The organism is Crateriforma spongiae, assembly GCF_012290005.1.
Classification (GTDB): domain Bacteria; phylum Planctomycetota; class Planctomycetia; order Pirellulales; family Pirellulaceae; genus Crateriforma; species Crateriforma spongiae.
This window is the reverse complement of sequence record NZ_JAAXMS010000002.1, coordinates 1-14106: the sequence shown is the minus strand read 5'-3', so window position 1 is coordinate 14106 and position 14106 is coordinate 1. Positions and strand designations below refer to the sequence as shown.

The 14106-nt window shown below is 57.8% G+C and carries 13 protein-coding genes; 9 read left to right on the top strand and 4 right to left on the bottom strand.

From position 1 onward, the window contains the following. Positions 1 to 634 precede the first annotated feature (634 nt). Positions 635 to 982 (top strand): P-II family nitrogen regulator, encoded by a 348-nt coding sequence (locus HFP54_RS04260; RefSeq protein ID WP_145302519.1) that lies wholly within the window; start codon positions 635 to 637, stop codon positions 980 to 982. A gap of 32 nt (positions 983 to 1014) precedes the next feature. Here HFP54_RS04260 and HFP54_RS04255 read toward each other — a convergent pair whose 3' ends face one another. Next, the gene (locus HFP54_RS04255) at positions 1015 to 2130 is read right to left on the bottom strand and encodes a hemolysin family protein (RefSeq protein ID WP_168564220.1); all 1116 of its coding nucleotides are present in this window, start codon (positions 2128 to 2130) and stop codon (positions 1015 to 1017) included. Positions 2131 to 2294: 164 nt separating this feature from the next. Next, positions 2295 to 3326, bottom strand: coding sequence for a potassium channel family protein (locus HFP54_RS04250; protein ID WP_146411146.1), 1032 nt, complete (start codon positions 3324 to 3326; stop codon positions 2295 to 2297). A gap of 352 nt (positions 3327 to 3678) precedes the next feature. On the opposite strand from HFP54_RS04250, the gene ccoN reads away from it, so the two are divergent. The 8 genes from ccoN to ccoS all read left to right on the top strand — a co-directional run bounded on the left by ccoN (position 3679) and on the right by ccoS (position 12593). Continuing rightward, entirely contained in the window at positions 3679 to 6087 is a 2409-nt protein-coding gene (gene ccoN / locus HFP54_RS04245; RefSeq protein ID WP_315853843.1) for a cytochrome-c oxidase, cbb3-type subunit I, read from the top strand. Between the two features lie 155 nt (positions 6088 to 6242). Next, complete coding sequence (locus tag HFP54_RS04240) at positions 6243 to 6422, top strand: hypothetical protein (RefSeq protein ID WP_145302511.1); 180 nt, start codon at positions 6243 to 6245, stop codon at positions 6420 to 6422. After that, entirely contained in the window at positions 6415 to 7044 is a 630-nt protein-coding gene (locus HFP54_RS04235) for a cbb3-type cytochrome c oxidase N-terminal domain-containing protein (protein WP_146411149.1), read from the top strand. The genes HFP54_RS04240 and HFP54_RS04235 overlap by 8 nt, the downstream gene beginning before the upstream one ends. Positions 7045 to 7168: 124 nt before the next feature. Further along, positions 7169 to 8575, top strand: coding sequence for a cytochrome c oxidase accessory protein CcoG (gene ccoG / locus HFP54_RS04230; protein WP_168564219.1), 1407 nt, complete (start codon positions 7169 to 7171; stop codon positions 8573 to 8575). 22 nt (positions 8576 to 8597) lie between these two features. Beyond that, positions 8598 to 9125 (top strand): FixH family protein, encoded by a 528-nt coding sequence (locus HFP54_RS04225; protein WP_168564218.1) that lies wholly within the window; start codon positions 8598 to 8600, stop codon positions 9123 to 9125. Continuing rightward, on the top strand, positions 9122 to 9889 hold the full coding sequence (locus tag HFP54_RS04220) for a sulfite exporter TauE/SafE family protein (RefSeq protein ID WP_168564217.1): 768 nt from the start codon (positions 9122 to 9124) through the stop codon (positions 9887 to 9889). Before HFP54_RS04225 ends, HFP54_RS04220 begins: the two co-directional genes overlap by 4 nt. Before the next feature lie 14 nt (positions 9890 to 9903). Continuing rightward, the gene (locus HFP54_RS04215; RefSeq protein WP_168564216.1) at positions 9904 to 12408 is read left to right on the top strand and encodes a heavy metal translocating P-type ATPase; all 2505 of its coding nucleotides are present in this window, start codon (positions 9904 to 9906) and stop codon (positions 12406 to 12408) included. Next, positions 12405 to 12593, top strand: coding sequence for a cbb3-type cytochrome oxidase assembly protein CcoS (ccoS, locus tag HFP54_RS04210; RefSeq protein ID WP_145302493.1), 189 nt, complete (start codon positions 12405 to 12407; stop codon positions 12591 to 12593). Before HFP54_RS04215 ends, ccoS begins: the two co-directional genes overlap by 4 nt. A 362-nt stretch (positions 12594 to 12955) precedes the next feature. Here ccoS and HFP54_RS04205 read toward each other — a convergent pair whose 3' ends face one another. Next, positions 12956 to 13198 (bottom strand): hypothetical protein, encoded by a 243-nt coding sequence (locus HFP54_RS04205; RefSeq protein WP_168564215.1) that lies wholly within the window; start codon positions 13196 to 13198, stop codon positions 12956 to 12958. 154 nt (positions 13199 to 13352) lie between these two features. Next, positions 13353 to 13847, bottom strand: a complete 495-nt coding sequence (locus HFP54_RS04200) for a hypothetical protein (RefSeq protein ID WP_145302484.1) — start codon at positions 13845 to 13847, stop codon at positions 13353 to 13355. Between the last annotated feature and the right edge of the window lie 259 nt (positions 13848 to 14106).

The window sequence follows — 14106 nt, the reverse complement described above, 5'->3', positions numbered from 1 at the left end:
GGTCGATTCGAATTCGACGGCGGCGGGGCACCCGGTTGGGCTCTATCGCACGCGAAGTGCAACGGAATTGATAAGTGTTCGGGTTCCGACCGAACCGTTTTGCTGAACATCGAGACGTGACGGCCTTGGCCACACGTTTCGCTTGAACTTCTCGGCTCTTGCCTGGGCCAGAAGGGCCCCGGTTTCCCGCATCGGATGTCCGCCTCATCCGATGCGGGTCGGGGTTTTTTCATGCTCGGCTCGCTAGGCCGGGCTTTTTTTATGCACGGATGATCCGCGTTTCCGGGGCGACTGTTGCTGTTGGCTGGACCGATCGCGTCGGCGGGCCAAAACTTTCCGGTGGCATTGCCGAGAATCCGTCGCGGTTGGGACCGACGTGCGTGTTCACGGCCCATGCACTGCGGCGAATCAAAGCAACGCTTGTAAGTTTGAATCGCAAGGTCCGGAAGAATGGCTTGGTCCCCCGGTCCCCTTGCCGATCCATGCCCGCTGGTTTCCACTGTTTCACCCGTGCCCATTGACTGGCCTGTGCCCAGCCGAGGTCGATTGTCCGAGCCGTCTCGGCATTGATTGGCAGCATCCGAACGGCCCGGTGTGCATTCCGACGACCTGTTCTCCGACGACCTGATCGAACGTGAAACTGATCATTGCCATCATCCAGCCGACCAAACTGGATGCCGTCAAAGAAGCGTTGACCAACGTGGAAGTGCACCGATTGACGGTGGTCGATTGTCAGGGGTTCGGTCGCCAGAAAGGTCAAACCTCAGCGATCCGCCCGTCGACCGGTGGTGTCAGTCTGGTGCGGAAAGTCCAGCTGCAAATCGCCGTCAACGAAGACTTTGTTCAGCCGACGGTCGATGCAATTTTGGCCGGGGGGCGATCCAGCGAAACCGGTGAAATCGGTGACGGCAAAATCTTTGTCTTGCCGATGGACGATTGTGTCCGGATCCGAACCGGCGAACGCGGTCCGGAAGCGATCTGAGCGCTGGCCCTGATCGGTGCCGTTGGGGAGAGCTATGCGTCCGGCGTGTTTTCGTGGCCGGCGGCGTCTTCATCGGTTTCTGCGATGTTGGGCTGGACCACGGCCGTGCCCTGGCTTTCTTTCTGGCTCAAGCGTTTTTCCCAGCGACGGCGTGCCAGTTTTTGCATGTCCACCTCGCGGTCATGCTCGTCGATGATTTCCAGGTCCAGCAAAGTTTCGACGATGTCTTCCAGCGTGACCAGGCCGACGACACTGCCGTACTGATCGACCACGATGGCGATGTGATGGCGTCCCTGCAGCAACTGGTCCAGCAGGCGTGGCAACCGGACTTCATCACGAACCGTCAGCAGCGGACGGCGATAAGTGGTGATTGGGTCGGTGTCTTGGCCGCGTGCCTGGGCCAACAGCAGGTCGTCTTTCAAAACGAATCCGGACACGTGGTCCAATGTGCCTTCGTAGACGGGAATTCGAGAGACCGACAGGATCGATTCCAGGGCCAGTGCTTCGGCCACGGTCGACGATTCGCTGACCGCTAGGACCACGGCGCGGGGCGTCATGACCTCTTGTGCCGTCACGCGGGGAAACCGAATCATCGAATCAAAAATGCGGTGTTCGTTGGCTTCCAGAACGCCTTGTTTTGCACCGATTTTGGCCATCGCTGACAGTTCTTCGCGAGTCAGCGTGTGGTGGGACTTGCCGCCGGAAAGCAGCCGTGTCAAACGCTCGCTCATCCAAACCAGCGGATACAGGATCCAAATCAGCCAGCGGACGCTGGTGGCCACGATCGGCCCGAGCGTCCGCCAGTACAGGGCCCCGATCGTCTTGGGAATGATTTCGCTTAACACCAGGATCAACAGCGTCATCACTGCGCTGGCGGCTGCCAGGTACTGGTCCCCGTAAAGCCGGACCACTTCGGCACCCACGCCGGCCGCACCGATGGTGTGGGCAATGGTGTTCAGGCTGAGGATGGCCGCCAGCGGGCGATCAATATTGTCTTTAAGATCTTCCAGGCGTTTGGCGGCCTTTGGTTTCTGCTGGCCCAGCGTCGCAATGAACGACGGGGTGATCGACAGCAGTACGGCTTCGGCCACCGAACAATAGAAAGAGCACCCGATCGCAAAGAACAGGTAAAAGATCAGCAGTCCCATATCGGCTTTTGCACAGGAGGCACGCGAATTCGATCCGTCCGCTGCCGTGGGGATGGCGATGGCGGAACAACCAGGCTGCGCGAAGGATACCAGATTCGATCGCGCCGGTCCCCTGCCCTGTTCGCCCGCCGGCGATGCGTCTTCGCGACCGATCCCGCGTCGCGTCAATCGGCGATGTCCCGGCGAAACGCCAGGATGTTATCGGGGTGTCCCAGGATCAAAAGCGTTTCACCGCTGTGGATCTGGTCGTCGCCGTTGGGATTGAACTTTAGGGCCGCACCGTCACGTTGGATTCCGACGATCAACAGGTTGCGGGACTGAAGCGTAACGATCGATCGAATGGTCCTTCCACACATGGGGCTGCCCGTTGGTATCAGGACTTCGTCCAAATCGATGTCTTTGAAACTGGACTCGGTGACCACGTCGATCAAATCGGCTGTCGACGGCCGGGCGACCAGACGCGTCATCTGTTTGGCGCCGACGATCGTCGGCATGACCACGCGATCGGCACCCGCCTGGCGAAGTTTCTTTTCGGTGGTGACCTGCTCGGCGCGGGCGATGATGGTGAATTTGGAATTCAAACCGCGGCCGGTCAATGTGATGAAAACATTGTCCGCGTCATCGGGCAATGTGATCACCAGTGTTTCCGCCTTGGCGATCCCCGCCATCGTCAACAGGTCGTCGTTGGTCGCGTCGCCGTGCAGGGTCAAAAGACCCGCTTCGCTGGCGGCGGCAATGGCTTCTTCGTCGATGTCAATGATGACCATCGATCGCGAAGCATGGCGTAGACCGTCGACCAGATGTTGGCCCATCCGACCGTAGCCGCAAACGATGACATGTCCGTTCAGTTTGGCGATTTCACGATTCATTCGCTGGCGTCCTATCACGCGATCAAGTTCGCCCTCCAGTATCATCGAAAACAGACCGCCGAACGTGTAAACCGATGCGGTCATTCCGAACACAATCACCAAGACGGTGAACCATTTCACCAACGCGTCGGATTGACTGTGCTCGCCATAGCCGACCGTGCTGATTGTGATCACGACCATCCAAACGGCATCGGACCATCCGTATCCTCCCAGGTACCGATAGCCCAGCACGCCGATGAAGACCACGCCGGCAAGGATTTTGCCGCCGCTGCGAATACGGTCCAGTGGCGTTACCGAAGATTGAAAGATTGCGGCCGGGCGCGCCATGTTGTCTCGGTCGGTCTGGTTTGTCAGGAATCGGCTGACAACACGATGGTAAAGTCAGGACGTTCGATTTGTCGCATCGAAAGGCGCCGAAATGCCGCGGGGTGCGACAATTTGACTTTCGTTTTGAGGGTGAATCCGCTGCGTCTATCGCAGATAACAGTACAGACTGTGGTGAAGTCGTCACGTCACATCGTTACACTATCGCCATCATCGCAACGGACGTTGGGATTCTTTCCTGATTGCCCACTGCGTGCGTCAATTTGGCGCGTCGGGCAAGTCGTCTCAAGGACGCTTTCCCACACTGGATATCAACCTTTGTCTTGCTATTGTCCCCTTCGTCGAGGATCACTTGGTGGCCACCGCAGAGACCAGTCTAGACCCGAGCGACCCATCCGGTCCGTTTGAATCTGGCCAGACATCCGCCGGGCGTGCGTCGGAGCACATCGAATCGTTTTCGTACGATGACGATATTTCCCGCAAGTTTGCCGTCGCGACCATCGTTTGGGGATTGATCGCGACGATCGCCGGTTTGGTCGTTGCCTTGTTGCTGGTTTTGCCCAAGGCCTTTGTCGGCCTGGAATGGCTGACCTTTGGTCGTCTGCGACCGCTGCACACCAACGCGGCCATCTTTGCCTTTGCGGGCAACGGGATTTTCGCGGCGATCTACTACAGCACCCAGCGACTGTGCAAGGCACGCATGTGGAGCGACGTGCTCAGTCGTCTGCATTTTTGGGGTTGGCAACTGATCATCGTCGCGGCGGCGGTAACGTTGCCACTGGGCATCACGCAAAGTCGCGAGTACGCCGAATTGGAATGGCCGATCGACTTGGCGATTGCCGTGGTGTGGCTGGGCTTTTTCGGTGTCAACTTTTTCATGACGTTGATCAAACGTCGCGAACGGCACTTGTACGTGGCGTTGTGGTTTTATATCGCAACCATCGTCACCGTGACCGTTTTGCACGTCTTCAACAACTTGGTCGTGCCGATCGCGGCTTTCAAAAGCTATAGCGTTTACGCGGGCGTCCAAGACGCATTCATGCAGTGGTGGTACGGGCACAACGCGGTGGCGTTCTTCTTGACCACTCCGTTTTTGGGCCTGATGTATTACTTCTTGCCCAAGGCGGCCAATCGTCCGGTGTTCAGCTACAAGCTGTCCATCCTTCACTTTTGGTCGTTGGTGTTCATCTACATTTGGGCAGGCCCGCACCACTTGCACTACACCGCACTGCCCGAATGGGCATCGTCCCTGGGGATGTTGTTCAGCGTCATGCTGTGGATGCCGTCTTGGGGCGGAATGATCAACGGCCTGCTGACCCTGCGTGGTGCTTGGCAGAAGGTCGCCGTTGACCCGGTGCTGAAGTTCTTCGTCGTCGGAGTGACGTTCTACGGAATGTCGACCTTCGAAGGTCCCATGCTAAGCGTGAAAAGCGTCAACGCGCTCAGCCACTACACCGACTGGACCATCGCCCACGTGCACTCCGGTGCACTTGGTTGGAACGGCATGATGACCTTCGGTATGTTGTACTGGCTGGCCCCGCGGTTGTTCCAAACCAAGTTGTGGAGTGTCAAAGCGGCCACGCTGCACTTCTGGATTTCGACGATCGGAATCTTGATGTACATCGTGCCGATCTACATTGCCGGTCTGACCCAAGGTCTGATGTGGCGTGCCATGGACGAAACCGGCCAACTGGTTTACCCCGACTTTGTCGAAACCATTTCATCGATCGCCCCGATGTGGTGGCTGCGTGTGGTCGGCGGGGCCTTGTTCGTCGCCGGCGTCGTGCTAATGGTCGTCAACTACTTCATGACTTGGTTGTCCCGTCCGTCGACCTATGAGGTGCCGGTCTATCAGGCACCGCGTTTGGCCAAGCAAGCGGACTATCGCGAGCCGGCCGAGGTCAGCGAAGCGATCAAAGACGCTCCGATGCTGGAAGCCGCCAAGAAATTGGACACATGGAGCCGAATGGGTTGGCACCGCCGTTGGGAACGATTGCCGGTTCGGTTCACCATCTTGGTCACCCTGGCCGTTGTGATCGCCAGTTTGTTCGAAATCATTCCGACGTTCTTGATCCGCAGCAACGTTCCGACGATCGCCACCGTTCAGCCTTACACGCCGCTGGAGTTGGCCGGACGCGACATCTTCGTTTCCGAAGGCTGTTACAACTGTCATTCGCAAATGATCCGCCCGATGGTTGCGGAAACCAAACGCTATGGCGAGTACAGCAAGCCGGGCGAATTCGTTTACGACCACCCGTTCCAATGGGGCAGTCGCCGGATCGGACCCGACTTGGCACGCGAAGGCGGCAAGCAAAGTAATCTTTGGCACTGGTTGCATTTGGAAGACCCACAAAGTGTCAACGAGGCGTCCGTGATGCCGTCGTACGTGCACTTGCTGGATACGGCCATCGATTTCGACAAGATCACCGATCGTGTTTGGGCGGCCCACATGTTGGGTGCCCAGTACGATGAAGAGCTGACCAACGCTCCGGAGATTGCACGCAAACAAGCCGAATTGGTGGCCGCGGACATCGTTTCGCAGGGCGGCCCGATCAAACGCGGCGAATTGATGACGTATGACACACAAGCCGTCGCGTTGATCGCCTATCTGCAGCGAATCGGCACCGACATTTTTGCGACGCCAGAAGCGGATGATTCGGCGGAGACCGATGGCCCCGCTCCGGGCGAAGTCCCCGAAGACGTCGATGCGATTCCCGAAGTCGCCGCCGGCCAAGCGGATCCGCAATCCGATGCCACCGGCTGATCCTGTCAACGATGCTTGCCGCCCTGCCCCATTGCGATGCTTCCTTGGGTTGCATGCCCGCCTGTCCTTTCGGTGGCGGGCGAGATATTCGGGCGGTGGCGGCCGGTTTGACACTTTCACTTTATCTCCTAGCCCCATCCCCCCAGTTCATCGCCATGTTGAAAGACGTGATTCGATCGGTCGACTACAGCGACTGCGCCGAGATCGCGTTGGCAATGTTTGTCGTCGCCTTCGCAATGATGGTCTTCGCCGTGCTGCGTCTGTCACGCAAGTCGGCCGACCGGTTTGCTTCGATTCCACTTTCCGATCAAGTGAAGGATCCTCGTGATGAGTAGTGTGACCCCCGAGACGCCCGATGCTGGCGCGGTGCCGGACGATCCGTTGACCGGTCATAGTTACGACGGCATCCAGGAATTCGATAACCCGTTGCCGGGTTGGTGGAAGTGGTTGTTCGTCGGAACGATGTTGTTTTCGCCGCCCTACTTTTTCTATTTCCACAGTGGTGTGGAAAGTCGGACGCGTGCGGCCTCCTATGACCGTGATCTCGCAAAGAACTTGCAGCTTCAGTTTGCCGAGATCGGTGAATTGAAAGCGGATCGTGAGACCGTGGTGAAATTCCTGTACAAGCCCAACTGGCTGCAGGTCGGTAAGGTCGTCTTCAAAACGAATTGTCAGTCATGCCATGGCGCCGATGGTGGCGGTTTGGTCGGCCCGAATCTGACGGATGATCATTATAAGAACGTCCGTGAGATTGAAGACATCATTGGTGTGCTGCAAAACGGTGCCGCCGCTGGTGCAATGCCGGCATGGAAAAATCGTTTAAGTACAAACGAACTGGTGCTTGCCGCCAGTTATGTGGCCAGCATGCGTGGGACCGAAGCGGCGAATCCTAAAGCGCCCGAAGGAAACGTGATCGCGCCCTGGCCAGATCCGCCGGCGGAACCCGACGCCCAATAGCAATCACCTTAAGGTCGCCGGTAAGTGATAGGTCGCCGGTAAACGACCGTGCAATGATTCCGAATGCATGCGGTTGGCGATCAACGAAGTTTTGAAAATCTGATATTCGTCGTAAGACACAGTCATGAACGCCCCGTCCCCAATGTTGGAAGCGCCCGAACATGTGCTAAGCACGTTGGAGGGCGACGGGTCACGTCGATGGCTGCGTCCCAAGTTGGCCAAGGGGCAATGGTGGCGTCGACGACAGATTTTGGCTTATGTTTTGATCGTCGTTTTCGTGGCGTTGCCGCATTTACGGATCAACGGACGGCCGCTGATCTTGTTGGACATTCCCGCACGTAAGTTCGTGCTGGCCGGACACACGTTTTTGCCAACCGACACGGTGTTGTTGGCGTTGCTGTTGGTGTCCATTCTGATCACGATCGTCTTGTTGACCGCTTTGACAGGACGCGTTTGGTGCGGATGGGGATGTCCGCAAACGGTCTACATGGAGTATGTGTTCCGACCGATTGATCGTTTTTTTGAAGGCACCTTGGGACGTGGCGGAAAGCCCAAGCGAAAGGTGACCGGTATCCGGGCGGTGCTGCGGTTTCTGGTTTACCTTGTTTTGTGTATGGCGTTGGCCCACACCTTCCTGGCGTACTTTGTTGGTACCGAACGTCTGGCACAGTGGATGCAAAGCAGCCCGTTTCAGCATCCGATCGCTTTTGTTGTCATGTTCGGGACCACGGGGTTGATGCTGTTCGACTTTCTGTTCTTTCGCGAACAGATGTGTCTGATCGCCTGTCCCTATGGACGTTTCCAATCGGTGATGTTGGATCGGCACAGCTTGATCGTCGCGTATGACGAAACTCGTGGCGAACCGAGAAAGAAGGGTAAGCGTGATGTCAGTCTGCCGATCGCCGAACGTAGTGCCGGCGATTGTGTGGATTGCAATCAGTGTGTGGTGGTGTGCCCAACGGGCATTGATATTCGTGACGGCTTGCAGATGGAATGCATCAATTGCACCCAGTGTATTGATGCCTGCGATGACGTGATGGACCGCGTTGGTTTGCCCAAGGGGTTGATCCGCTACAGTTCCCAGGACGCCATGGCGGGCAATCCGCTGCGGTTTCTGCGGATGCGAACGGTGTTGTACCCGGCGGCGTTGGTCGCCGTGCTGTCGATCTTCTTCGTGGTGTTGTCAACGAAGTTTGCGTTCGACGCGCGATTGATCCGGTCGGCGGGCAATCCCTTTCAAAGGGGTGCCAACGGCCAGATCGTGAACAACTTCCGCTTGCGTCTGTGGAATCGAAGCGAAGACAATCAAGACTATGAGTTCCAAATCGTTCGGCCCGAAGGAGCCTTGTTGGTGCAGCAAGAAAATTCCGGCGCCAACCTGGACCCCGGTCAAACGGAATTGATCCCGCTGACGATACAAGTGCCTCCGTCCAAGTTTGGACCGGCGGGCCAGTGCGACGGTGAAATCGAAATCACCGACGGTGCGGGCAATCAACGCACCGTGACGACAAAACTGCTCGGACCTCGCTGAGAAAGCGAACAGGTGGATTGCAATGGTGAAAAATGACGCCAATTCGAAAGCAGCGTGGCGTTGGGGATCAATGGTCGTCGCTTTGTTGACGCTGCAGGTCGCCCTGGGGGTCGTGGCGATCTTTCTGGCCACCGGCGATCGTTCGGTGGCGGTGGTCCCGGACTACTATCAAAAAGCGCTGGATTGGGACAAACAGGCGGAGCGAAAACGTACATCGGAAAAACTGGGCTGGACCTTCACGGTCGCTGAGATTCCCGCGGGCCAGTCCGGAAACGGGCTGATGTTGAAGTTGTTGGATGCAGACGACCAACCGGTGGCCATCCAAACCGGTACGGTGTCGATTTACCATCACGCCCGCGCCGGGGATGTGCTGCAGTTTTCCCTGGATGAATCGATGACGGCAGACAGCCCGTTGGCGTTCACCGAATGCGTGGATCGTGGCGGTTGGTGGCAAGTCGAAATCGATGTCACCGATGACAGCGGCGCACGGTACGTCGAATCGCGGCAAGTCTTGTTGCAAGGGCCGGCATCGTCGGAGCAATCGTCATGACGGCTTTCCTGGCGGCAACCGTTTTGGCCAGTGTCTTGGGCAGTTTGCATTGCGTCGGGATGTGTGGCCCACTGGCGATCTGGGCGACCGATGGCCGCAGCCGAGGTACGGCACTGGTGGCTTATCATCTGGGACGTTTGACGACGTACCTGTCCGCCGGACTGATGGCGGGGCTTTTGGGGTCCGCAATCACGATCGGTGGTGATGTCGCGGGATTCCAAATGCTGGCGTCCAAGTTGGCCGGGATGTTATTGATCGGCATGGGGTTGTGGCGAATTTTCGGTTTGCTTCCTCGCAACCGATTGACCGGCACTCGGGAAATCAAACCATCGAAAATTGCCGGTCTGCTTTCAAAGGCCAAGCCGGTTTTGGCATCGCGTGGCCCGATCGGCAAAGCGTATCTGGGCGGCCTTTTGACGACGTGGCTGCCTTGTGGTTGGCTGTATTTATTCGTGCTGATGGCTGCGGGCGCCGGCACGGTTCCCGGCGCGATGGCGACGATGACGGCATTCTGGATCGGTACCTTGCCCGCACTGACCGCCGTGGTTGTCGGGGCCGGAACGCTGATGAATCGGTCTCGCGTGGTCATGCCGATGCTTGCAGCGGTCTTGTTGGTGCTGACCGGTCTGTATACCGCCACCGGTCGCGCTTCGGCGGACTTGGCGTCGATGCAACCGCCGCGATTGGGTGACCAGCCCAGTGCCCAGGAAGTCTGGTCCGCCACCAACGACGAACCGCTGCCGTGTTGTCACCCTGAGCCTTGAAGGTCAACGACGCAATGTCGACGATCATTTCGCAATCAGGCGATGCGACCGGTGCCGCGGACCGCGATGCTTCGGCCGACAGTCAATGCATCCACTGTGGCCTTACGACGCGACGGCCGGCTGATGCAAACGGCAATGTCTTTTGTTGCCACGGTTGTCAGGGGGCGTACGAGCTGATCCAAAGCTGGGGACTGGACCAGTATTACGAACTGCGTGATGTCGACGGTGACGCTCCGTGGGAACCGGAATCGGTCGACTACTCGGATCTGGATGATCCGCGGCTGATGGGACGATCGGCGCCATTGGTGGTTGATTCCGATGACCAAGTTCCCCTGTTGAAGTGCAAACTGGCGGTCGACGGTTTGCACTGTGCCGCCTGTGTGTGGCTGCTGGAACGTGCACCGGAACGTGTGCCCGGCTGGGTTCGCTCGGGCGTCAACTATCATCAACAGACCATCGAAATAGTTTTCGATCCCAGTTGCCAGAAACTGTCCCACATTGCCGACCGGGTTTCCAAACTGGGGTATCACCTGTCCCCGCTTTCCGATGGGGATGACGACCGCAACCTGCGCGAAAGTCATGGCCAGTTGATCGATCTTGCGGTGGCCGGGTTTTGTGCCGCCAACGCAATGTGGGTTGCGATCGCGTTGTATGCGGGAAGCTTTACGGGGATCGCCGATAGCCATCAACAAATCTTGCGATTCGCCGGCGTCGGCCTTGGCGTGGTCGCAGTTATTTTTCCCGGTCGTGTGTTTTTCCAAAGCGCCTGGGCTTCGTTGCGGACCCGAACGCCACACATGGATTTGCCGGTGGCCGTCGGTTTGGCGGCCGGTTTGTTGGCAAGCTTGCATGGGCTTTTTGATTCCCAACGCGATGTCTATTTCGACAGCATTGCCTGTTTGGTTTTTTTCTTGTTGGCGGGCCGGTGGCTCCAGTCACGACAGCAGCGCCGCGCCGGGGACGAGGTCGCCGGCCTGATTCGGATGTCCCCGGTGGCCGTCAATCGCATTGACCCTGATGGCGTCGCGCAACGTGTGCCGCTAAGCGAAGTGATGGTGGGCGATCGTGTTCGTGTCGACGCGGGTGAAAGCGTTCCCGTGGATGGTCAGGTCGTCCAAGGGACATCGACCTTGGATCGTTCACTGTTGACCGGTGAATCCGTCCCGGTTCCCGTCGATGAAGGCGATCACGTCGAAGCGGGAACGGAAAACGTCCAAGGGGCGTTGACGATTCAAGCCACCGCGGTGGGCGGCGACACGCGACTGGCGGCCATCACCGATGCCGTCGCCGATGCCGCCGCCGCACGAACACCAATCGTCCAGTTGGCCAATCGTATCGGTGGATGGTTCGTCATCATCGTTTTGATGCTGGCGATGATCACCGGGGTTTACTGGGTGATGCATGATTCCACACAAGCGGTGTCGAATGTCGTTGCACTATTGATCGTAGCCTGCCCTTGTGCGTTGGCACTGGCCACGCCGTTGGCCGTCGCGGTGGCCGTCGGCCGCTTGGCAAAGCAGAAGGTCTTAGTGCGTGCGGGTGACTGTTTGGAACGCTTGGCGAAGCCGGGGACCATCTTCTTCGATAAAACCGGCACGCTGACCGAGGGGCGAATGAAAGTGACTCATTGGTACGGAAGCGATCGTGACTGGAACGCCGTACGGGCGATTCAGCGTCACGTGCACCATCCGATTGCCGCGGCGGTTCAACGTGGGCGACCGGGGGCGATAGAAACCGATGAATCCATCGATGGTTTCATTGCACACGTGAACCATCGTCCGGGACTTGGCGTCACCGCACGGGATGGATCACACGACTACATGATTGGAAATCGTCGCTTGGTGCAGTTTCCAAACGGGCATTCATTGCAAGGTTTTGTCGACGAAATTGAATCCAGCGGTAGCACGCCGATCTTTGTCGCACGCGACGGCGACATCGTTGCCGTGATGGGGATTGCCGATCAGATCCGCCAGGAATCGCCCGCCGTGTTGGCCAAGTTGCAGCGTTTGGGGTGGCAGGTCGGGATTCTGTCAGGCGATGATGCCGCCACCGTGGCTCGCGTTGCCAGCACGCTCAGCATCGCCAACGAAAAGGCTTTGGGCGGTCTATTGCCCGAAGACAAGTTGGCGGCGGTGGAATCGGCCAAGCGATACGGCCCCGTTGTCATGGTCGGCGATGGGTTGAATGATGCGGTCGCCTTGGCCGCGGCCGATGTCGGCGTTGCCTTACGTGGTGGTGCTTCGGCAAGCCTGACGGCCGCACCCGTCATGATCGGCGATGGTTCGTTGATGGGAGTGGTCCGATTGATGGATGGATCCCAGAAAACTCGTCATAGCATCCGCCGCAACTTCGCCGTTTCGATCGGCTATAACCTTCTGGCGGTGGCTCTGTCCATGGCCGGTCTTGTGACCCCATTGTTGGCCGCATTGTTGATGCCGCTCAGTTCCCTTTCGGTGATCGCAATGACTTTGTCGCAGCGCAAGTCCGACGAAACGAACAACGAGGTCTGTCCCCAATGAGTGTCCTGTTCATTGCCTTACCGGTCGCGATTGCCATGGGGGCCACGGCTCTTTGGGCCTGTGTGCGCTGTATCCGTGGCGGGCAGTTCGATGATTTGGAATCGCCCCCGATTCGGATGTTGATCGATGACGCGCCGTCAAGCAGCGATCCGCAGGATGCTACTTCGGCGGACGCCAAACGTTAACGCACCGGTTAATTGACCGAACGTAGCGACAACGTCCGTTTTCATCGCCCCTGGGTCATGGGGATCCGGCAAGCCGTGTTCTGCGACTGCTGCCAATACGGGCCAACATCGTCGCCTGTCGCTCTGGGTAAGCGGCGACCCGATCCATCGTTGGCGATCTGCACGGAATGCTTCAACCCGCAATGCAAGACGCCAGTTTTGGATGGCGTCGTCGAAACAGATCGGCCCGCGGCTAGAGCCAAAGCGACTCAGAGTTGTCGCCCGTTGCACCACCAATGCAGCACGTAGACCGAAAAGACCCCCGTCCCCTTAAATGTTTCCCGGTAGCCAGAAGCGTCCTGCGACGTGTCGATCAAGCCTTGTCATGGCCGTCGAATATCCATCGCCGAAGGCGTGACCATGCCAATGATTACCATCACAGAAGCAAGTACGCCACCGAGAACGACGCCAATAAAGACCTCAAACGGCGAGGATGCAAATCTTATTGTCGCGAGCAAGGACATGGGAAAAATTGCAACTGCAGCAACAAATGCAAGAAGTTGAGCAAGGCTAACAACAATGCGATCAGGTACGAATGGGCGAGACTCGGTTGTTGTGCTGGACATCTCGATTGCCTTTCAGTGTGAATAGTGGAACTTGGGCACGGCTTGTGGTGGATGCGTAACGGGAATCGGTCTGCAACGTCCCGCATCACCGGGTCGGGACGATTGGTGATCCATGTGTGAAAACGTGCTAACGCAGTTCCGGTACATGTGATATTTATCCGCTGTTATCAGTTCCCGCGCCCGCCGGACACGGACCGTAATTGATTGCCGCAGATACTGCAGTGTAGCAAACGACGCCATAGGTAGCAGCAAATGCGATGGCCCATCCAGCCATCTCCAGAGTGTCGTTCCACGCGTTCGAGTAAACGGCCATCTCCACGCGTTGACCAGAACGCATCATCGGATTGTATGCGTTGGTAGCGTAGTGAAGGCCCACGGCGTGCAGGAACGTCCATGCGATAGTCAGGACGTAATGCACGAAGATCGCCGCGGAGATGTTCAGGCGCAATCGAAGGTGAATCAAGCATGTGATCGCCGTCGGCGAAAGATAAAGCAAGGCGGCAATCTCCGATCCTCCTTTGGATACTTCGGCGGGGAGTGAAGCGAGGTGCAACGCTACCAAGGCGGTCACAGCGAGCAGGTCAATGATCCGGAAGCGGCGGAGTACCGTTGCCCGTGGTGGTTGATTGTTGACCTCCGTCGCGGCCACCAATCTTAGTGGAGTCTCGCACTGTGGGCATTTCATGAAGATGGCGACATTTTGATTTCAGTCGGACAACGGTCGCGTACACAGGGACGCAGGAGAGGATATTGATGTCACGAAGAAGCTTTCCACCGCGTCTCCGGTGCGACGCATGGTCATCCGTCACCAGCAGTCGGCTCAGCGTTCTTTGACACAAAACCGTCAGTCACCGATGGGCGCATGAGAACGACAAGCGTCAAGACACCAATGACTGTTCCAAGCGGCA